The organism is Streptomyces zinciresistens K42 (assembly GCF_000225525.1).
Lineage (GTDB): Bacteria > Actinomycetota > Actinomycetes > Streptomycetales > Streptomycetaceae > Streptomyces > Streptomyces zinciresistens.
The window spans coordinates 1-21,212 of record NZ_AGBF01000119.1; the positions used below are offsets into that span (position 1 = coordinate 1).

At 74.1% G+C, this 21,212-nt stretch carries 14 protein-coding genes and 1 pseudogene; 7 read left to right on the forward strand and 8 right to left on the reverse strand.

Going from position 1 to position 21,212, the window contains the following annotated elements; translation table 11 throughout:
- Positions 1 to 667: GntR family transcriptional regulator (locus tag SZN_RS25380; RefSeq protein WP_007500249.1), on the forward strand; the 667-nt coding region annotated here is incomplete at its 5' end.
- A 200-nt stretch (positions 668 to 867) separates the two neighbouring features.
- On the opposite strand, the gene SZN_RS25385 is transcribed toward SZN_RS25380, so the two are convergent.
- On the reverse strand, positions 868 to 1,635 hold the full coding sequence (locus tag SZN_RS25385; RefSeq protein ID WP_007500250.1) for a hypothetical protein: 768 nt from the start codon (positions 1,633 to 1,635) through the stop codon (positions 868 to 870).
- A gap of 168 nt (positions 1,636 to 1,803) precedes the next feature.
- On the reverse strand, positions 1,804 to 3,465 hold the full coding sequence (locus SZN_RS25390; RefSeq protein ID WP_007500252.1) for a PucR family transcriptional regulator: 1,662 nt from the start codon (positions 3,463 to 3,465) through the stop codon (positions 1,804 to 1,806).
- A 374-nt stretch (positions 3,466 to 3,839) separates the two neighbouring features.
- Between SZN_RS25390 and SZN_RS25395 the strand changes: the two genes are divergently transcribed.
- The 5 genes from SZN_RS25395 to SZN_RS25415 all read left to right on the forward strand — a co-directional run bounded on the left by SZN_RS25395 (position 3,840) and on the right by SZN_RS25415 (position 10,619).
- On the forward strand, positions 3,840 to 4,730 hold the full coding sequence (locus SZN_RS25395) for an FAD binding domain-containing protein (RefSeq protein WP_007500255.1): 891 nt from the start codon (positions 3,840 to 3,842) through the stop codon (positions 4,728 to 4,730).
- Positions 4,730 to 5,314: a (2Fe-2S)-binding protein gene (locus SZN_RS25400; protein ID WP_007500257.1), complete on the forward strand. Its 585-nt coding sequence runs from the start codon at positions 4,730 to 4,732 to the stop codon at positions 5,312 to 5,314. Before SZN_RS25395 ends, SZN_RS25400 begins: the two co-directional genes overlap by 1 nt.
- Before the next feature lie 4 nt (positions 5,315 to 5,318).
- Entirely contained in the window at positions 5,319 to 7,703 is a 2,385-nt protein-coding gene (locus tag SZN_RS25405; protein WP_007500259.1) for a xanthine dehydrogenase family protein molybdopterin-binding subunit, read from the forward strand.
- Between the two features lie 244 nt (positions 7,704 to 7,947).
- Positions 7,948 to 9,405, forward strand: a complete 1,458-nt coding sequence (locus SZN_RS25410) for an NCS2 family permease (RefSeq protein WP_007500260.1) — start codon at positions 7,948 to 7,950, stop codon at positions 9,403 to 9,405.
- A gap of 59 nt (positions 9,406 to 9,464) precedes the next feature.
- On the forward strand, positions 9,465 to 10,619 hold the full coding sequence (locus tag SZN_RS25415) for an XdhC family protein (RefSeq protein WP_007500262.1): 1,155 nt from the start codon (positions 9,465 to 9,467) through the stop codon (positions 10,617 to 10,619).
- A gap of 35 nt (positions 10,620 to 10,654) precedes the next feature.
- Here SZN_RS25415 and SZN_RS25420 read toward each other — a convergent pair whose 3' ends face one another.
- From SZN_RS25420 to SZN_RS25440, 5 genes are all read right to left on the reverse strand, one after another.
- Complete coding sequence (locus SZN_RS25420) at positions 10,655 to 11,095, reverse strand: SRPBCC family protein (protein ID WP_007500264.1); 441 nt, start codon at positions 11,093 to 11,095, stop codon at positions 10,655 to 10,657.
- A gap of 78 nt (positions 11,096 to 11,173) precedes the next feature.
- On the reverse strand, positions 11,174 to 13,879 hold the full coding sequence (locus SZN_RS25425; RefSeq protein WP_007500266.1) for a SpoIIE family protein phosphatase/ATP-binding protein: 2,706 nt from the start codon (positions 13,877 to 13,879) through the stop codon (positions 11,174 to 11,176).
- A gap of 66 nt (positions 13,880 to 13,945) precedes the next feature.
- On the reverse strand, positions 13,946 to 15,082 hold the full coding sequence (locus tag SZN_RS25430) for a PP2C family protein-serine/threonine phosphatase (RefSeq protein WP_007500268.1): 1,137 nt from the start codon (positions 15,080 to 15,082) through the stop codon (positions 13,946 to 13,948).
- Positions 15,083 to 15,233: 151 nt separating this feature from the next.
- Positions 15,234 to 15,992: an IclR family transcriptional regulator gene (locus SZN_RS25435; RefSeq protein WP_007500270.1), complete on the reverse strand. Its 759-nt coding sequence runs from the start codon at positions 15,990 to 15,992 to the stop codon at positions 15,234 to 15,236.
- Positions 15,993 to 16,048: 56 nt separating this feature from the next.
- Positions 16,049 to 18,115 carry a SpoIIE family protein phosphatase gene (locus SZN_RS25440; protein WP_007500272.1) on the reverse strand — a complete coding sequence of 689 codons (2,067 nt, stop codon included), beginning with the start codon at positions 18,113 to 18,115 and terminating at the stop codon, positions 16,049 to 16,051.
- Positions 18,116 to 18,430: 315 nt separating this feature from the next.
- On the opposite strand from SZN_RS25440, the gene SZN_RS25445 reads away from it, so the two are divergent.
- On the forward strand, positions 18,431 to 20,902 hold the full coding sequence (locus SZN_RS25445; protein WP_007500274.1) for a SpoIIE family protein phosphatase: 2,472 nt from the start codon (positions 18,431 to 18,433) through the stop codon (positions 20,900 to 20,902).
- A 73-nt stretch (positions 20,903 to 20,975) separates the two neighbouring features.
- On the opposite strand, the pseudogene SZN_RS41550 reads toward SZN_RS25445, so the two are convergent.
- Positions 20,976 to 21,212, reverse strand: a pseudogene (locus tag SZN_RS41550) (chaplin); the annotation flags it as partial.

Here is a 21,212-nt window from a genome sequence, read left to right on the forward strand (position 1 = left end):
CACCCACGGCGAGCGGCCGATCCCTCAGCCTCGGGCGGTCGTGCAGCGGGCCTCGGTGCGCGGGCAGATCCTCGACGCGCTGCGTACCGCGCTGGTGACGGGGGAACTCGCGCCGGGCGCGGTGTACTCGGCGCCCGCGCTGGGCGAGCGGTTCGGGGTCTCCGCGACTCCGGTGCGCGAGGCGATGCAGCAGCTGGCGCTCGAAGGCGCCGTCGAGGTGGTGCCCAACCGGGGGTTCCGGGTCGTCGAGCGGGGGGCGCGGGAGCTGGCCGAACTCGCCGAGGTGCGGGCGCTGATCGAGGTGCCGGTGGTGCTGGGGCTCGCGCGGTCGGTGCCGGCCGAGCGCTGGGCGGAGTTGCGGCCGCTGGCGGAGGCCACGGTGCGGGCGGCGGCCACGGGGTGCCGGGCGACGTACGCCGCCTCGGACCGTGCGTTCCACCGGGCGGTGCTCTCGCTCGGCGGCAACGAGCAGTTGGTGCAGGTCGCCGACGACCTGCACCGTCGGGCCCAGTGGCCCATGGCCGGCCCGGGGCGCTCGGCCGGGCGCGGGCATGCCGGCCTGCTCGCCGACGCCGCCGAGCACGGCGCCCTGCTGGACGCGTTGATCTCGGGGGACGTGGGTGGGGTGCGGGCCCTCGTGGGGGAGCACTTCGCCGGGGCACGGTGAACTCGGGGCGCGGTGAACTCGGGCGCGGTGCGGCTTCCGCTCGGCACCCCTGAGTGGTGAGCGGCCCCCCGGCACGTCCCCCTCCCGCCGTACGCGGCCTTCCCGCGTGGTTCCCCTCTCGCCGCCTCGCGGGTGCGGCTGTTCGCTGCGTCCCGTCCCGTCCCGCCGTGTGCGGGTGCCGGGTTCTTCCCCGCCCGCTGCTACGCCGTCGCCGCGTCCGGGGCCGGGGGGTGCAGGTGGGGGGTCAGCCAGGTGGGGACTCCGCCCAGGAGGCGGAAGAGGCGGCGGGCCTCCTCGCGCAGGCGGGACGCCTCCGGCTCCGTCTCGGTGTCGGCCAGTGACGCCAGCGCCGGGGCCGTGCCCACCAGGTAGCCCAACTCCTCGCGGATTCTCAGTGATTCGGCGAAGCCGTGCCGCGCCTCCGCCAACTCGCCCTCCCGCAGGGCCAGTCCGGCCAGGTGGCGCCAGGTGGAGGAGAGCAGGATCGGGTCGGCGTGCGCCGTCGCGGCGGCGTGGGCCCTGCGGTACGCCGCGCGCGCCGCCTGGGGTGAGTGCGTCAGGTTCTCCGCCAGCAGGCCCCGCCGGAAGTCCAGGAGCGCCCTGCCGGGGGCGCCGGGGGTGATCAGGGCCGCGGCCCGGCCGAGCGCGGCCCTGGCCTCGTCGGCGCGGTCGCGCACTCCGTGCAGGGTGGAGGCGTAGGCAAGTTGCCCCCGTTCACAAGCGGCGGCGCCCCGTTCGTCGTCACCGTGCGCGAGTGCCTCGGCCGTGCGCAGGGCGTCCTCGGCGGCCTCCCAGCCCTGCTCGGTGTAGAGGCAGCGCTCCACCAGCAGTGCCGCGCGCTGGATCGCCGCCGCCGCGGTGACCGGCTGTAGCAGGGCCGCGGCGTCCGTCCAGCAGGCGCGTGAGCGCAGCCGCCATACCGCGGTCTGGAGTGGATCGTCACCAGCGGTCGTTCCGTGACCAGACATGGCGGTATACGCCACCTCGCCCTCCCCGAGCACGCCATCGAGCTGTTGAGTGGTGGCGGCATCTCAGCACGAATCCGCGGGCCCGGCCAAGAGGGTGGGTGAAGGATTTCACAAAGTCGTGGGACACCGGCGGCACTTGGTGTCATCGGCGCGGCCCGGTGGGAGGGGTCAACTCATCCGCAATGCCAGGAAGAAATCCAGCTTGTCCTCCAGCCGGGACAGGTCCCGGCCCGTCAACTGCTCGATCCTGCCGACCCGGTAGCGCAGTGTGTTGACGTGCAGGTGGAGGCGGGTCGCGCAGCGTGTCCAGGAGCCGTCGCAGTCGAGGAACGCCTCCAGGGTCGGGATCAGCTCGGCGCGGTGGCGGCGGTCGTAGTCGCGCAGCGGGTCGAGCAGGCGCGCGGTGAACGCCCGGCGGACGTCGTCCGGCACGAACGGCAGCAGCAGCACGTGCGACGCCAGCTCCTGGTGGCCGGCCGCGCACACCCGGCCGGCGCGGGCCGCGGCCACCCGGCGGGCGTGCCGCGCCTCCTCCAGGGCGCCGCGCAGCCCCTCCGCGGAGTGCACGGCGGCGCTCACGCCGAAGGTGACCCGGCCGTCGTCGTCCAGGCCGGCCGAGAGCGGTTCGCGGACGGAGCCCAGGAGCGTGTCGGCGAGGATGCCGCTCTCCGAGCCGTCGTGCTCGGCGGAGACGGCCGGAAGCGGTACCAGGGCGATGGCCTCGTCCCCGGTGTGGGCCACGGCGATGCGGTCGGAGGGCTCGGTGCCGGTGGCGCGCGGGTCCACCAGGACCTCTTCCAGCAGCGCCTGGGAGGCGGGGCCCGCCTCGATGTCGCCTCCCTCCCAGTCGACCCTGGCGACCACCACCTGCCAGTGCGGCGCGGCCCCGAGGCCGGGCAGCAGGACCGGGGCCGCCACCCGCAGGCGCGCGGCGATCTCGGCGGGCGCCGCGCCCGTCTGGACCAGTTCCAGGACCTCCTGGGCGAGGCGGCGGCGGACCGTGCGGGCCGCGTCCCTGCGGTCGCGTTCGACCGCGATCAGCTGGGTGACGCCCTGGAGCAGGTCGAGCCGCTCCTCGGGCCAGTCGCCCGCGTCGGCGTCCACCGCCAGCAGCCAGTCCGACAGCACGCTCTCGCGCACGTCGCGCGCCGGACGGCCGCCGCGGATCGGGAACAGCGAGTAGGAGGTGCCCTCGACGGCCACGCGGTGCGGTCCGCGCCGGCCGGAGCGCGCGGCCCTCAGGTGCTCGGCGGCCAGGCGGGCGCACACGCCGGCCGGCAGCGCGGGGCCCGCCGCCTTCGGGCCGGCTATCAGGCGCCCCGCCGGGGACAGCACCCAGGCGCGCAGGTCCAGGTCGGAGCCGAGCAGGTCGAGGACCACGTCCGGGCCGCCGCCCGCCGGGCCCGAGGTCATCATCCGGCGGTGCCGGTCGACCACGGCCGCCAGGTCCCCGGCCCGCTCGCCGCTCACCTGGCGCACGACGTGCTCGGTGACCGTGGCGAACGCCACCGACTCGTGCACCGCGAACAGCGGCAGCCGGTGCCGGGCGCAGGCCAGCACCAGGTCGTCGGGCACGTCGCCCAGCTCGGCCTCGCCGGCCGCGAGGGCGGCGACACCGGACTGCACCAGCAGACGGACGAAGGGGTCGGAGTCCGCGGCGTCGCGCCGCCAGGCGAGGCCCGTGAGCACCAGCTCGCCGCCCGCGAGATAGCGGCTCGGGTCGCGCAGGTCCGTGGTCATCACGCCGCGTACGGTGCGGTCCAGCTCGTCCTCGCCGCCGAGCAGCCTGAGGCCCAGCGCGTCGGTGTCCAGCAGTGCGCGCAGCCGCATTCTCGTCGCCGCCGTTCTTTTGTCTCGAAACTTACGATGATCGTGGGGGTGTGCGGGCCAGGCCCGGTCGGCGGGCCGGTGAGCGGCGCCGTGGGCGGTGCTCGTCGCCTTTCGGACGGTGGCCCAGGTCACAGGGGTGTGCCGGATGTTTCCGGAGGAAACCGTGGAGGTTGCAGGGGACCTCCGTTCATACGAATCTACAAGATGCCCGCGCTGGCCAGCCAACTCCTTCATGGTTTCCGTGACTGACCCCGGTGGAGTACCGCGCTGTGTACTGACGGCGATGCGCGTCAACAGCACATGAACGAGCCGGGCCCGCCGCACCTGATCTGGCTCAAACCGTACGACCCACGAGACGAAGAAGAGAGCCGGTCATGGACTTCCTTCGCCCCGCCAGCTGGGAGGAGGCGCTCGCCGCGAAGGCCGAGCACCCCACCGCTGTGCCGATTGCGGGTGGCACCGATGTGATGGTCGAGATCAACTTCGACCACCGCCGGCCCGGCCACCTCCTCGACCTCACCCGCGTCGGCGACCTCTACGAGTGGGAGGCCGCCGAGGACAGCGTGCGGGTCGGCGCCTCCGTCCCGTACACCCGGATCATGGAGAACCTGCGCGCCGAGCTGCCGGGCCTGGCCCTCGCCTCCCACACGGTCGCCTCCCCGCAGATCCGCAACCGCGGCGGCGTCGGCGGCAACCTCGGCACCGCCTCCCCGGCCGGTGACGCCCACCCCGCCCTCCTCGCGGCGGGCGCCGAGGTGGAGGCCGAGTCCGTACGCGGCTCGCGGCGCATCCCGATCGACGAGTTCTACACCGGCGTCAAGCGCAACGCGCTCGCCCCCGACGAGCTGATCCGCGCCGTCCACGTGAAGAAGGCCGACGGCCCCCAGCAGTACTCCAAGGTGGGCACCCGCAACGCCATGGTGATCGCGGTGTGCGCCTTCGGGCTCGCGCTGCACCCGCGGACGCGCACCGTGCGCACCGGCATCGGCTCCGCCGCCCCGACCCCGATCCGCGCCAAGGCCGCCGAGGAGTTCCTGAACGCCGCCCTGGAGGAGGGCGGCTTCTGGGACAACGGCAAGATCATCACCCCCTCCGTCGCCCAGCGGTTCGCCCAGCTGTGCTCCGGCGCCTGCAACCCGATCGACGACGTCCGGGGCACCGCGAGCTACCGCCGGCACGCCGTCGGCGTCATGGCCCGCCGCACGCTGACCTGGACCTGGGAGTCCTACCGCGGCGCCCGCCGCCTCACCGAGGGAGCTGCGTGATGCGCGTCAACTTCACCGTCAACGGACGCCGGCAGGAAGCCGACGACGTGTGGGAGGGCGAGTCCCTGCTGTACGTGCTGAGGGAGCGCCTGGGTCTGCCCGGCTCCAAGAACGCCTGCGAGCAGGGCGAGTGCGGGTCCTGCACGGTCCGCCTGGACGGCGTGCCCGTGTGCGCGTGCCTGGTGGCCGCCGGCCAGGCCGAGGGCCGCGAGGTCGTCACCGTCGAAGGGCTCGCGGACTACGCCAGGCAGCGCGCCGAGCACGGCGGCTGCGCCACCGGCTCCTGCGGCACCTTCCTCCAGGACACCCGGGGCCGGGCGGCCCAGGGACAGGACTCGCAGACCGGCGAGGGCACCGAACTCGCCCCGATCCAGCAGGCGTTCATCGACGCCGGCGCCGTCCAGTGCGGCTTCTGCACCCCCGGACTGCTGGTCGCCGCCGACGAGATGCTGGAGCACAACCCGAACCCGACCGACGCGGACATCCGCGAGGCGCTCTCGGGCAACCTGTGCCGCTGCACGGGCTACGAGAAGATCATGGACGCGGTCCGCCTCGCGGCCGCCCGGCAGGGAGAGGCGGTCTGAGCAGATGCCCACGAACGGCGCTCCCACGAAGATCACCCAGGGCTCCCGGACCAAGGGCGGCATCGGCGAGTCCACGCTCCGCCCGGACGGCACCCTCAAGGTGACCGGCGAGTTCGCGTACTCCTCCGACATGTGGCACGAGGACATGCTCTGGGGCCAGATCCTGCGCTCCACCGTCGCGCACGCCGAGATCGTGTCCATCGACACGAGCGAGGCGCTGGCGACGGCGGGCGTGTACGCCGTCATGACGTACGACGACCTGCCGACCGAGGTGAAGAACTACGGCCTGGAGATCCAGGACACCCCGGTCCTCGCGCACGGCAAGGTGCGCCACCACGGCGAGCCGGTCGCCATCGTCGCCGCCGACCACCCGGAGACCGCGCGCCGCGCGGCCGCCAAGATCAAGGTCGACTACCGCGAACTGCCCGTCATCACCGACGAGGCGTCCGCGACCGCCCCGGACGCGATCCTCGTCCACGAGGGCCGCGACGACCACCACAGCGGCCATGTCCCGCACCCCAACATCGTCCACCGCCAGCCGATCGTGCGCGGCGACGCGAGCCGGGCCGCCGGCCGGGCCGACGTGATCGTCAGGGGCGAGTACACCTTCGGCATGCAGGACCAGGCGTTCCTCGGCCCGGAGTCCGGCCTCGCCGTGCCCGACGAGGACGGCGGCGTCCACCTCTACGTCGCCACCCAGTGGCTGCACTCCGACCTGCGCCAGATCGCGCCGGTCCTCGGCCTGCCCGAGAGCAAGGTCCGGATGACGCTCTCCGGCGTCGGCGGCGCCTTCGGCGGACGCGAGGACCTGTCGATGCAGATCCACGCCTGTCTGCTGGCGCTGCGCACCGGCAAGCCCGTCAAGATCGTCTACAACCGGTTCGAGTCCTTCTTCGGACACGTCCACCGCCACCCCGCCAAGCTGTACTACGAGCACGGCGCCACCCGGGACGGCAGGCTCACCCACGTCAGGTGCCGCATCGTGCTGGACGGCGGGGCGTACGCCTCGGCCTCCCCGGCCGTCGTCGGCAACGCCTCCTCGCTGTCGATCGGCCCCTACGTCGTCGAGGACGTCGACATCGAGGCCGTCGCGCTCTACACCAACAACCCGCCCTGCGGCGCCATGCGCGGCTTCGGCGCGGTCCAGGCGTGCTTCGCCTACGAGGCGCAGATGGACAAGCTTGCGGCGGAGTTGGACATGGACCCGGTGGCGCTGCGCCAGCTCAACGCCATGGAGCAGGGCACGATCATGCCGACGGGCCAGCCCGTCGACTCGCCCGCCCCGGTCGCCGAACTCCTGCGCCGCGTCAAGGCCATGGCCCTGCCGCCGGAGCGCCAGTGGGAGTCCAGCGAGGGCGCCGACGTACGGCAGCTGCCCGGCGGCCTGTCCAACACCACCCACGGCGAGGGCGTCGTCCGCGGCATCGGCTACGCGGTCGGCATCAAGAACGTCGGTTTCTCCGAGGGGTTCGACGACTACTCCACCGCCAAGGTGCGCATGGAGGTCGTCGGCGGCGAGCCCGTGGCCACCGTCCACACCGCGATGGCGGAGGTCGGCCAGGGCGGCGTCACCGTCCACGCCCAGATCGCCCGCTCCGAACTCGGCGTCACCCAGGTGACGATCCACCCGGCGGACACCCAGGTGGGCAGCGCCGGCTCGACGTCCGCCTCCCGCCAGACCTACGTCACCGGCGGCGCCGTCAAGAACTCCTGCGAACTCGTCCGCGAGAAGGTCCTGGAGATCGGCCGCCGCAAGTACGGCTCCTACCACCCGGCGTGGGCCACCGCCGAACTCCTCCTGGAGGGCGGCAAGGTCGTCACCGACGGCGGCGAGGTCCTCACCGACCTGGCGGACCTGCTGGAGGGCGAGAGCGTCGAGGTGGAGGCCGAGTGGCGGCACCGCCCGACCGAGCCCTTCGACCTGCGCACCGGCCAGGGCAACGGCCATGTCCAGTACTCCTTCGCCGCGCACCGGGCCGTCGTCGAGGTCGACACCGAACTCGGCCTGGTGAAGGTGATCGAGCTGGCCTGCGCCCAGGACGTCGGCAAGGCGCTCAACCCGCTGTCCGTCATCGGCCAGATCCAGGGCGGCACCACCCAGGGCCTGGGCGTGGCGGTCATGGAGGAGATCGTCGTCGACCCCAAGACCGCGAAGGTCAGGAACCCCTCCTTCACGGACTACCTCATCCCCACGATCCTCGACACGCCGACCATCCCCGTCGACGTGCTCGAACTCGCCGACGACCACGCCCCGTACGGGCTGCGCGGCATCGGCGAGGCACCCACCCTGTCGTCGACCCCGGCCGTCCTCGCGGCGATCCGGAACGCGACCGGGCTGGCGCTCGACCGCACACCGGTCAGGCCGGAACACCTCACCGGCACGGCGTAGCGGACCGGCACGAACCCTCCGGGCGGCACCGGGAACGTCACACTTCGCCGCGCCGCCCGGAGTGCCCCGCGCACCGCACCGCTCGCGGCGCCGGGAAACCACCGGGAGCCAACTCCCGGTGCCCACCACCCAGTTCGTTCGTCTCGGGCCGTCCCCCGGGTCGTGCGGCCGAAGCACCTTCCCAAATCCCGCAGTCGCAGGGCGGCTCGGCGGGTGCCCCTTTGAACCTTGGGAGCAGGCCCACATGACCCAGCAGTCACTCCAGCCCACGACCTCCGCACCGGACGCGGGAGAAGGCACCCGCGTCCCGGCCGGCAGGTCCTGGCTCGACCGGTACTTCCACATATCCAAGAGAGAATCCACGGTCGCGCGTGAGGTGCGCGGCGGCGTCACGACCTTCATGGCGATGGCGTACATCCTCCTGCTCAACCCGCTGATCCTGTCCGGCAAGGACGCGGCCGGTGACACCCTCGCCCAGAAGGCGCTGATCACCGCGACCGCGTTCGCGGCGGCCCTCACCACGCTGCTGATGGGCTTCTTCGGCAAGGTGCCGCTCGCCCTCGCCGCCGGCCTCTCCGTCTCCGGCGTCCTCGCCTCGCAGGTCGCCCCGCAGATGACCTGGCCGCAGGCCATGGGCATGTGCGTGATGTACGGCGTGGTCATCATGCTGCTGGTCGTCACCGGCCTCCGCGAGATGATCATGAACGCGATCCCGCTCGCGCTCAAGCACGCGATCACCATGGGCATCGGCCTGTTCATCGCGCTGATCGGCTTCTACAAGGCCGGCTTCGTGCAGCAGGGCGAGGCGACCCCCGTCACCCTCGGCCCGGCCGGCACCCTGACCGGCTGGCCCGTCCTGCTCTTCGCGGTCACCCTCCTCGCGATCTTCATGCTCCAGGCGCGCGGCGTCCCCGGCGCGATCCTCATCGGCATCGTGGGCGGCACCGTCCTGGCCGTCGTCCTCAACGGGCTCGGCGCGATCGACCCCAAGCAGTGGGCCGGCGGCGCTCCCGAACTCGACGGCAGCGCGGTGTCGATGCCCGACTTCTCGATCTTCGGCAACGTCGAGTTCGGCGGCTGGGGCGAGGTCGGCGCGATGACGGTCGGCATGATCGTGTTCACCCTGGTGCTCGCCGGGTTCTTCGACGCGATGGCGACGATCATCGGCGTGGGCACCGAGGCCAAGCTGGCCGACGACAAGGGCCGGATGCCCGGACTGTCCAAGGCGCTGTTCATCGACGGCGCGGGCGGGGCCATCGGCGGGGTGTCCGGCGCCTCCGGGCAGACGGTGTTCGTCGAGTCCGCCACCGGCGTCGGCGAGGGGGCCCGCACGGGTCTGTCCTCGGTCGTCACCGGCCTGTTCTTCGCGGCCTGCCTGTTCTTCACCCCGCTGACGGCGATCGTGCCGGGCGAGGTGGCGGCGGCGGCCCTGGTGGTCATCGGCGCCATGATGATGATGAACGCGCGGCACGTGGACTGGGCCGACCGGGCCACCGCGATCCCGGTGTTCCTCACCGTCGTGATCATGCCCTTCACGTACTCCATCACCGCCGGTGTCGCGGCCGGCGTGATCTCCTACGTCGCCATCAGGACCGCACAGGGCAAGGCGCGCGAGATCGGGGTGTTCATGTGGGCACTCACGGTGATCTTCCTCGTGTTCTTCGCCCTCGCCCCCATCGAGAGCTGGATGGGCGTGCGCTGAGCGCACCCCGGACGCCCCGCGCGTCTCCCTCCGCACGACCGTCCTTAAGGAGACCGACAATGCTGGACATCGCCGAGGAGCTGTACCGGTGGGTCGAGCAGGGCCGTGACGTCGCCGTGGCCACCGTGGTGGCCGTCGGCGGCAGCGCGCCGCACGGGCCGGGCGCCGCGCTCGCGGTGGACGCCGACGGCACGGCGATCGGCTCGGTCTCCGGCGGCTGCGTGGAGGGCGCGGTGTACGACCTGTGCCGGCAGGCGCTGGAGGACGGCGAGACGGTCCTCCAGCGCTTCGGCTACAGCGACGAGGACGCCTTCGCCGTCGGCCTGACCTGCGGCGGCGTCATCGACATCCTGGTCACCCCGGTCCGGGCCGCCGACCCGGCCCGCCCGGTGCTCGCCGCCGCGCTGCGGGCCGCCGCGAACGGCAGGGCGGCGGCGCTGGCCAGGATCGTGTCCGGGCCGCGCGAACTGACGGGCCGGGCCCTGCTGGTCCACCCGGACGCCACCGCCCCCGAGGGCGGCTTCGGCGCCCACCCCGAACTCGACCGCACCGTCGCCGCCGAGGCCGCCGCCTTCCTCGACGCGGGCCGCACCGGCACCCTGGAGATCGGCGCGCGCGGCTCACGCTGCGGCAGCCCGCTCACCGTCCTGGTGGAGTCCGCCGTGCCGCCGCCCCGGATGATCGTCTTCGGCGCGATCGACTTCGCGTCGGCGCTGGTGCGGATCGGCACGTTCCTCGGCTACCGCGTGACGGTGTGCGACGCGCGCCCCGTCTTCGCGACGAAGGCCCGCTTCCCGCAGGCCGACGAGATCGTCGTCGACTGGCCCCACCGGTACCTGGAGCGCACCGAGGTCGACGGCCGCACGGTGCTGTGCGTGCTCACCCACGACGCCAAGTTCGACATCCCGCTGCTGCGCCTCGCCCTGCGGCTGCCCGTCGCCTACGTGGGCGCCATGGGCTCACGCCGCACCCACCTCGACCGCGACGAACGGCTCCGCGAGGTCGGCGTCACCGCACGCGAACTGGCCCGGCTGCGCTCCCCGATCGGCCTGGACCTCGGCGCCCGCACCCCCGAAGAGACGGCCCTGTCGATCGCGTCGGAGATCGTGGCGAACCGCCGCGGCGGCACCGGCGCCCCCCTGACGGGCGCCCGCACCCCGATCCATCACGACCCCGCCCCGCCCCCGAAGCCCCGCGTCGACTCGCCGGCCTGACCCCGCACGACGGGCTGATCGGGCCGGCACTCTTCTCACGCCGTGCGCAGCAGTCGGTCCACCGCTCGTCCGAACACGACGTACGACGTGCGCCGGACCAGGCCGTCCAGGCCCGCCGGAACGGAGCGTACGTGGATCTCCTCACGCCACAGGACCCGGGTGCGGTCCTCCGGGGCGGGGTGGACCTCCAGTTCGGCCCAGCCCGTCATCACCCGGCCCCGCTTCTCCAGGCGGCACCGTCCCGGGGCGCCGTCGCGCGGCGGGTGCCACTCGGTGACCTCCATCGGGTCGTCGAAGGAGAGCGGGCCGATGCCGGAGCGGGCGACGAAGCGCGTGCCCTGGTGGGTCGGTTCGGCGGTGGTGACCCGGATCCGGGTCAGGGGGACGGCCTCGGCATGGCGCGGCCACCGCGTCAGGCGCCGCCACGCCTCGTCGAGGGGGAGCGCGACCGTGCGTTCGAGCAGGAAGTTCGCCACGCGCAGATCCTACGAAACCGCCCCCGGCGGCAGCCGTGCACCGCGCGGGACCGGCCGCGCCCCCGCGCGGGCGACGGCTCAGGCCGCCCCGCCGGGTCCCGCGTCGGGCGGCTCCGCGGCGCCCGGGAGCGGCTGCTCGGTCCAGATCACCTTGCCCTGCGCCGTGTACCGCGTGCCCCAGCGGTCCGCGAACTGCGAGACCAGGAAGAGGCCCCGGCCGCCCTCGTCGGTGGCGGCCGCGCTGCGCAGGTGCGGAGCCGTACTGCTGCCGTCGGAGACCTCGCAGATCAGCGTCCGGTCGCGGATCAGCCGGACATGCAGCGGACCGGTGGCGTACCGGATGGCGTTGGTGACCAGTTCGCTCAGGATCAGCTCGGTCGTGAACGCCTCGTCCGCCAGCCCCCAGTCGGCCAGCGTCCGCGCCGCCGCCGCCCGCACCCGGGCCACCGCCGAGGGGTCGTCCGGCACGTCCCAGCCCGCCGTGCACGGGGCGGGCAGCAGCCGGGTCCGGGCGACCACCAGGGCCACGTCGTCCCGCGGCCGCTCGGGCAGCATGGCCTCCAGGACCGCCTTGCAGGTCTCCTCCGGCGTACGGCCGTGGATCGGCGGCGTCTCGGCCAGCGCCGCCCGCAGCCGCTCCAGCCCGTCGTCGATGTCCTGCCCCCGCACCTCCACCAGCCCGTCCGTGTACAGCACCAGCCCGCTGCCCTCGGCCAGCCGCAGCCGCGTCGACTCGAAGGGCAGACCGCCGCCCAGCCCCAGCGGCGGCCCGCCGGTGATCGAGGGGAACTCCACCCCGCCGTCCGGATCGACGACGGCCGGTTCGAGGTGCCCGGCGCGGGCGAACGTGCACAGCCCGGTCGAGGGGTCGTACACCGCGTACAGGCAGGTCGCCCCGGTCACCGGCGCCGCCTCGCCGTCGTCCTCGTCCTGGTCGATGCGGGCCACCAACTCGTCCAGGTGACCGAGGAGTTCGTCGGGCGGGAGATCCAGCGTGGAGAAGTTGTGCACCGCCGTGCGCAGCCGCCCCATCGTGGCCGCCGCGTGCAGCCCGTGCCCCACCACGTCACCCACCACCAGCGCCACCCGCGCGCCCGGCAGCGGGATGACGTCGAACCAGTCCCCGCCGACCCCGCCCTGCGCGGCCTGCGCCGGCAGATAGCGGTACGCGACGTCGAGGCCGCTCTGCGCGGGCAGGGCCCGCGGGAGCAGACTGCGCTGGAGAGTGTCCGACAGGGTGTGCTCGCGGGTGAACCGGCGGGCGTTGTCGATGCTGACGGCCGCGCGCGCCACCAGCTCCTCGGCGAGGGACACGTCGTCCGGCTCGAACGCCTCCGGCCGCTCGGCCCGCCAGAACGTGGCCATGCCCATGATGACCCCGCGGGCCCGCAGCGGAACCGTGAGCATCGAGTGCATCCCGAACGCCACGATCCGCTCGGCGATCGCGGGATCCTGCGCCTGCCAGCCGGTGAACGCGGGCAGGTCCGCCTCCAGCACCGGCTCGCCCGAACCGAAGCCGAACGCCTGCGGGCTGGCCGGGGCGAAGCGGATCAGCTCGCCGACCGGATACAGCGGGCCGCCCTCCCGCACCCCCCGGACCGCGACCCGGCGCATGTCGGTCCGGCCGTCCTTCGGCTCCTCGCCCCGCAGCACCGGATCCACCAGGTCGACGGAGGCGAAGTCGGCGAAACGCGGCACCGCGAAGTCCGTCAGCTCCTGCGAGGTGCGCCGCACGTCCAGCGTCGTACCGATCTCCAGGCCCGCGTCGTACAGCAGCTTCAGCCGCTCCTGCGCCACGTCCGCCCGGCCGGTCATGGCGCGCAGCTCGGTGGTGTCCCGCAGCGTCGCCACACTGCCGGGCGGCCCGCCGTCGCGGTCGGTGGCGCGCTGGCTGACCGCCAGCAGCCTGCCCTGGGTCAGATGCACCTCGTCGGTGGCGTCCCGCCCCGAGGCGAACAGACCCGCCAGGTCGCTGCCGATGTCCAGCGACAGACAGGGCCGCCCCTCGGCGTCCGACGCCAGCCCGAGCAGCCGCCGCGCCTCGTCGTTCGCCAGCGCGAGCCGCCGCCGGCCGTCGAGGATCAGCACACCCTCCCGCACCGAGTGCAGGACGGCGTCGTGATGCTCGTACATCCGGGTCATCTCCTCGGGACCCAGCCCGTGCGTCTGGCGCAGCAGCCGCCGGCTGACCAGGGCGGTCCCGGCCGTGGCCAGCGCCAGCGCCCCCGCCGCCGCGCCGAGCAGCATCGGCAGCTGGCCGGCGACGATCCCGCCGACGCTCGACAGCGTCACGCCCGCGGCCACCAGCCCCACGACCTTGCCGCCCGCGTCCCTCACCGGCACCACGGCCCGCACCGAGGGGCCCAGCGTCCCGGTGTACGTCTCCCGGACGATCCCGCCCGCCGCGGCCGGGGCGATCGTGCCCACGAAGGGCCTGCCGATCTGCCGGGGGTTGGGGTGGGTGTAGCGGATGCCGTCGGGTGTCATCACGACGAGGAAGTCCACCCCGGTGGCCTTGCGCGCGGCCTCCGCGCGGGGCTGGAGCGCCGCGCTCGGATCGGGACGGGCCAGGGCCCCGACGATGCCGGGCGAGTTGGCGAAGGACTCGGCGACCGCGAGGGACCGGTCACCCGCCTCCCGATTGGTGTCGGTGCGCACCTGGAGCACCAGGGCGACCACCGCGGCGGCGACGAGGAGCACCACGATCGCCGCCTGCAGCACGAACACCTGCCGGGCCACGGTGCGCGCACTCAGCGAGCGCAGGCGGCCGAGGAAACCGGCCATGCCTCATTTCTAACACCGTTCGCCACGGCGGGCAGCAAGCCTTGCGAACACTATGCCGAGCTTTGGTCAGGGCGAGCACGAACCGGCGCGCGAGGCGTCGCGGGAGACGTGCCGCGGCGCCGGTCCGGCGGCGGCCGGCTTGCGCAGCAGAAGCAGCGCCGCGTCGTCGTGCAGGTGCCCGCCCACATGGGCCAGCAGCTCGGCGTGCAGCGCGCCGACGGTGTGCGCTGGCTCGTCGCAGCTGTGCCGCCGCAGCCCCTCGGCCAGCGGATAGAACTCCCGGTCGCGGTCGCGCGCCTCGGTCACGCCGTCCGTGTACAGCAGCAGTTGGTCGCCGTCGGCGAACGGCAGGACGTGCAGCGCGGGCGTCTCGCCCGACAGACCGCGCAGACCCAGCGGCGGGGCCGTCCGCTCCGGCTCGACGGGGACGACGGCGGAGTCCCGCACCAGCAGCGGCGGCGCGTGCCCGCAGTTGACGACCTCCAGCTGACCGGGCCGCGGATGACCGGCCACCACGGCGGTCACGAAGTCGTCGGGACCCAGGTTGCGCGCCAGGCTCCGCTCGATGCGCGCCACGACGTCCAGCAGGTCCGGCTCGTCGTGGGCCGCCTCCCGGAACACCCCGAGCACCAGGGCCGCCGTCCCCACCGCGGGCAGCCCCTTGCCGCGCACGTCGCCCACGATCAGCCGCACCCCGTACGGCGTGGACACGAGCGCGTACAGATCGCCGCCGATCCTCGCCTCCGCCGCGGCGGCGCTGTAGCGCACCGCCACCTGGAAGGGGCCCACGGTCCCCGGCACGGGCTGGAGCAGCGCGTGCTGCGCGGCCTCGGCGACGGACCGCACCGCCGCCAGCACCCGCTCCCGGCGGCCGCGCAGCGCGCTGGTCAGCACACACGCGACGGTGACGACCGGCAGGGCGGACAGCCCCACCGCCAGCTCGCCGGCCGTGGCCTCGCCGCGCAGCCCGAGGGCCACCCCGAGACCGGCGGCCAGCACACCGACGCCCGCGACGCCGCGCGGTCCGCCGGTGGTGGCGGCGAGCGCCGGCCCCGTGGCGAGCAGGGGCACCCAGACGGTCCCGGAGTCGCCGACGAGGCAGACCAGTACGAGAACGGTCACGATCAGCAGGGGCACGGCCGCCGAGGCGGAGAGCAGCCGCCTCGTCCGGGGGTCAGGTCCGTCGTGGGGGGCCTGGCTCATCTCTGGTCCGCAGTCCTCATCTGTGCGCGGGGGCAGGGGGTCGGGGAGGGCGAAAGGCAGGGGTAGGGGGCGGGCGGGGGACAAAGGGCGGTCATATGTCCGCTTTATTCAGGAAAGCCCACGTCCCCGGGCCGCGACAAGCAGCGGATTTTCAGATACTGAGCGACAGCCCCCGCGTCACCCGGTCCGCCGCCGGCAGCAGCCGCGCCCCGACCTCCGCCACCCGCGCGCGCTGGTCCGAGCGCAGCGACACACCGAGCGAGCCGAGCGTGTCCCCGCTGTAGACGGGCACCGCGACACACACCGTGCCGAGCGCGTACTCCTCCATGTCCGTCACCGCCGGGGCCAGCGGAGCGGAGTCCAGCCGCCGCAGCAGCTCCGGGGCGTCGGTGACCGTCCTCGGCGTGAGATCGGCGAGCCGGTGCCGCGACAGGTAGTCCCTGCGCTCACCGTCGTCCAGCTCGCGCAGCACCGACTTGCCGAGCGCCGTCGCGTGCCCCGCGTCCTCGAACCCCACCCACAGATCGACCCGCGGCGCGCGCGGACCGTCCACGATCTCCGCGACCCGGATCTCCCCGTCCTCGTAGAAGGTGAGGTACGCGGCGCCGGACAGCTCGTCGCGCAGCGCGGTCAGCGTGGGGCGGACCCGGCTGAGCAGGGACTGCGCCCGGCCCGCCGTGTGCAGGGCGCCCAGCCGCTCGCCCAGCACGAACCCGCCGTCCTCCAGCTTGCGCACGTACCCGTCGTGCACCAGCGTCCGCAGCAGGTGGTACGCCGTCGCCAGGGGCAGACCCGTCTCCCGCGCCAGCAGCTTGGCCGGAGCGCCGTTCTGGTGCGCGCTCACCGCCTCCAGCAGCCGGAACGCCCGCTGCACCGACCCGATGAGCGTGGGGCCGTTCGGAGCACCCATAGCAACAGGGTGCGCCGGGCACGCCGCGCGGGCAAGGCGGTCCGCCCCGGCCGCCCCTACAGCACCCGCGCCACCAGCAGCGCCACGTCGTCGTGGTCGTCGGGATGACGCAGCCCGTACAGCAGCAGGTCGCAGGTCTCCTCCAGGGGCCTGCGCGGCTCGTCCAGGAAGCCCAGCATCACGTTCAGCCGGTCGTCGATGGAGTGGTGCCGCGTCTCCACGAGCCCGTCGGTGTACAGCACCAGCAGATCCCCGGGGCCCAGCTCCACCGCGGTGGTCCGGAACGGGACGCCGCCCACGCCGAGCGGCGCACCCGTCGGCAGGTCCAGCAGCTCGGGCGGCCGGCCCGGCCGGGCCAGCGCGGGCGGCATGTGGCCCGCGTTGGCGATGTGGCAGCGCCGCGTGCGGTGGTCGTAGACCGCGTACAGGCACGTGACGATGTAGTGCTCCAGATCGCAGGTGATCTTGTCCAGGTGCTGGAGCACCGACCCCGGCTCCAGATCCAGGTCCGCGTACGCGCACGTCGCCGTCCGCAGCCGGCCCATCGTGGCGGCGGCGTCGATGCCGTTGCCCATGACGTCGCCCACCACCAGCGCGGTCCGGTCCGCGCTCAGCGGCAGCACGTCGTACCAGTCGCCGCCGACCTCGCTGGTGGCCTGCGCCGGCTGGTAGCGGGAGGCCAGCTCCAGGCCGGGGTGGTGCGGCGGATGATCGGGCAGCAGGCTGCGCTGGAGGGTCAGCGCGGTGTTGCGCACGCTCTGGAACCAGCGCGCGTTGTCGATCGCCACGGCCGCCCGGCTCGCCAGCTCGCTCGCGAGCACGACGTCGTCCTCGTCGAACGGCACCGGATTGCGCGTCCGCTTCAGATCCAGCGCCCCCAGCACCTCGCCGTGCGCGATCAGCGGCACCGCCAGATACGAGTGCACACCCGCCCGCGCCAGCAGCGCGCTGGCCTCCGCGTCCCGCCCGATCCGCGGCAGGTCCCGCTCACCGACATGGCGCACCAGCACCGGCCGCGCCGTGTGCACGCACAGCGTCACCAGCCGGTCGCCCTCGTACGCGGCGAGGTCACCGGGCGGATCGGCGGCCCGCAGCGCCACGCTCGGGTACGACGCCTTCAGCGCGAGCGCCCGGAACAGCTCCGGCCCGTTGTCCGGCCGGCGGGCCCTGCGGCACCCGAGCGCCGCGTCCAGCACGTCCACGGCGACCACGTCCGCCAGCACCGGGGTGGCGACCTCCGCCAGCTCGTGCGCGGTCCGCTCCACCTCCAGCGTCGTCCCGACCCGGGTGGACGCCTCCGCGATCAGCGCCAGCCGCCGCCGGGCCCGGTCCGCCTCGGCGGCCGCCCGGTGCCGCTCGGTGACGTCGACGAAGGAGATGGCCGCGCCCAGGACCCGGCCGCCCGGGTCCTCCAGCCGGTAGAACGACAGCGACCAGGCGTGCTCGTGCTCCCGGTCGGACGGCGGCCGGCCCACGTGGTACTGGTCCAGCAGCGGGGTCCCCGTCGTCAGCACCTGCCGCAGACACGACTCGACGGTGTCGATGTCGGGCAGCGGCAGCGTCTCCCGCAGCCGCCGGCCCACATGGTCCTCGGCCGGGGTGCCGTCCACCCGCTCCAACGCCGGATTGACCAGCAGGAACCGCAGATCCGGGTCGACCAGGGCGATCCCGATGGGGGCCTGGCTGATCAGCCGCTCGCACAGCGCGAGATCGGTCTCCACCCGCTGGAGCAGCGAGTGGTCGGCGGCGATACCGAGGGCGTACACGTCCCCGAGGTCGTCCAGCAGCCGCATGTTGCGGAACTCCGTCAGCCGCGTACTGCCGTCCTTGTGCCGCACCGGGAAGGTACCGGCCCAGCTGCGCCCGGTCTCCAGCACCTCCGCGAAGAGCTTCGTCACCGACGGCAGATGCTCGGGATGCACGAACAGCCGCGCCGCGTGCGTGCCGAGCGCCTCCTGCGAGCTGTAGCCGAACAACTCCTCGGCCTGCGGGGTCCAGAACACGATCCGCCCGTCCGCGTCCACGACCACCGCGGCCACGCTCAGCACGTCGAGCAGACCGGTGGGGCGGGACGGCCGGGCGGCGTACCCGCCGCCGTCGGACTCCAGGGATCCGGCAGTCATCGCGCCTCCCTCACCCGCCGGCCGCGCCGCGGCCGCACACCCGGCCGCAGCGGCCGGCACCTCCATGCTCCCCCCACGGGCCCGCCTTGCCCACCGCGAGCGGACGCCGGGGGCGGAGGGGACGCGTGCGGGACCGCGGGCGCGCGGCGGACGGGAGCCGTCCCGGGGGACCGCCGGAGCGCGGGCGGAGCGGGGCGGGGGAACGGGCGAGCCGGGCCGGGGACGGCGGCGGGGCCCGGCCCCGTGCACATCGGGCGGACTAGCAGGACCATGGGTCGTGTGAGGACGGGACCCATGGACGCTGCGTGAGGAGCCATGGACGCTCCGAGAGAAGACCCGGACGCCGTCGCGTCCGCGCCACCGCGGGCGCTGTTCGACGCGTCCAGCGACGCCGCCGCCGTGGTCTCCGGACGCGGCCTCGTGATCGCCTGGACGAAGGCCGCCGAGGACCTCCTCGGCTACCCCGCCGCCGAGATCGTCGGCACCTCGGCCGACCGCCTGCCCGTGCCCGCCCACGACCCGGTCCGGGCGGCCGCCGTCGCCGAGCGCTGCCGCTCCGGCGCGGGCTGGAGCGGACACGTACCCCTGCGCCACCGCGACGGCCACCGCGTCGAGGCGGACCTGCGGGTCTCCGCGGCCTTCCGGATCGGCACGCACGAGTGCTTCCTCGTCTCGGCCCGCGACCGGCACGACCGGTGGGCGGTGGGCGAGTCCGTCCTCGACCGGTTCCTGACCAGCTCCCCGGTCGGCATGGCCGTGGTCGACACCCGGCTGCGCTACATCTGGCTGAACGACACCCTGGAGCGCTTCGGCGGCGTCCCCCGCGCCCAGCGCCTGGGCCGCAGACTGAGCGAACTCCTGCCCGGACTCCAGGCGGAGACCCTGGAGGGCCTCATGCGCAAGGTCCTGGAGACGGGCGTCCCGGTCACCGACTACGAGTACGTCGGCTGGAGCTGGGCCGACCCGCACCGCCGCCGCGCCTACTCCACGTCGTTCTTCCCGCTGGTCGACCCCGACCGCACGATCACCGGCGTCTGCTACATGGTGCTCGACGTCACCGAACGCTGGACCACCCGTCAACTGCTCTCCCTCGTCAGCGAGTCGGGCACCCGCATCGGCACCACCCTGGACGTCCTGCGGACGGCACAGGAACTGGCCGACTTCGCCGTGCCCCGCTTCGCCGACTTCGTCGTCGTCGACCTGCTGGAGCCGGTGCTCAGCAACGAGGGCCACGGAACGTGGCTCAGCGACGCGGGCCCGGCGCCCGTCAAGCCCGTGATGCGCCGGGCGGCCCTGCGCTCGGTGCGCGAGGGCTGCCCGGAGGCCGTGGCACGCGTCGGCGACCGCGTCGACTTCGTGCCCCCGCCGCACGACGCGCACCTGCTGATCGGCGGCGACCCGATCCTCATCCCCGTCCTCGACCCCCACGACGGGACATGGGCCAGCGAACAGCCCGAACGGGCCGCCAGCATGCGCGAGTTCGGGCTGCACTCCCTCGTCTCCGTGCCCATGCGGGCCCGCAACACCGCCCTCGGCCTCACCACGTTCATCCGGTCGCTCAACCCCGTCCCCTTCCAGCCCGACGACGTCCTAGTCGCCCAGGAACTCGTCGCCCGCGCCGCCCTCTGCGTCGACAACGCCCGCCGCTACACCCGGGAGCACACCGCGGCCGTCACCCTCCAGCGCAGCCTCCTGCCGCAGGCCCTGACCGGCGGTACGGCACTGGAAGTGGCCTCCTCCTACCGGCCCGCGGACCCCACGGACGGCGTGGGCGGCGACTGGTTCGACGTGATCCCGCTCTCCGGCGCCCGGGTCGGCCTCGTCGTCGGCGACGTCGTCGGCCACGGCATCACCGCGGCGGCGACCATGGGCCGGCTGCGCACCGCCGTCCAGACCCTCGCCGACATGGAGATGCCGCCCGACGAACTCCTCGCCCACCTCGACGACCTGGTGCTCCGCCTCAGCGCGGAGCGGTCGGGCGACGACGCACCCGGCGGCGACCGGCCGAGCGCGAGCGGCTTCCTCGGAGCGACCTGCCTGTACGCCGTCTACGACCCCGTCACCCGCTGCTGCACCCTCGCCCGCGCCGGACACCCGCCCCCGGTCGTCGTCACCCCCGGCGGAGAGGTCTCCTTCCCGGACATCCCGGCCGGGCCCCCGCTGGGCCTGGGCGGCATGGCCTTCGAGGCCGCCGAACTCGAACTCGCCGAGGACAGCCTGCTCGGCCTGTTCACCAACGGCCTCGTCACGAGCGCCGACAACGACATGGAACAGGGCATGGCCCGGCTCGGCGCCCTGCTCGCCCCCCGCGACCTCGACCTGGCCGGGCTGTGCTCCTCGGTCGTGCGCCGGCTCGTACCCGATCCGCAGCCCGACGACATCGCCCTCCTGCTGGCCCGCACCCACACCCTGGGCCCCGACGACGTCGTCTCCTGGGAGGTGCCGGTGGAACCGGCCGCGGTGGCCGACGTACGGGCGCGGGCCACCCGGCAGGTGGTGGCCTGGGGCTTCGGCGAACTCGCCATGACGACCGAGCTGATCGTCAGCGAGCTGGTCACCAACGCCATCCGCTACGCCGAACCCCCCATCCGGCTGAGGCTGTTGCGCGACGCCCGGCTGACCTGCGAGGTCGCCGACGCCAGCAGCACCGCCCCGCGGCTGCGGCACGCCCGGAGCATGGACGAGGGCGGGCGGGGCCTGTTCCTGGTCGCCCAGCTCGCCCACCGCTGGGGCGCCCGCTACACATCGGAGGGAAAGATCATCTGGGCGGAGCAGGAGATCCCCTGAGACGCACGGCGGCCGGACCCCGCGAACGGGACCCGGCCACCGCACCACGACATGACGCCGACTCAGCGCCTGCCTACCACTCGCCGCCCTTCTTCTGCTCCTTGGAGTGCGAGGGCTTGGAGGGCTGCGCGGGCTTGGCCGGGTACGAGGGCTTGCCCGGGTGCGCGGGCTTCACCGGGTGGGCGGGCTTGCTCGGGTACGCGGGCTTGGCGGGGTGGGCTGGCTTGCTCGGGTACGCGGGCTTGGCCGGGTGGGCGGGTTTTGACGGGTAGTGCGGCTTGGCGGGCTTGGCCGGGTACGCGGGCTTCGC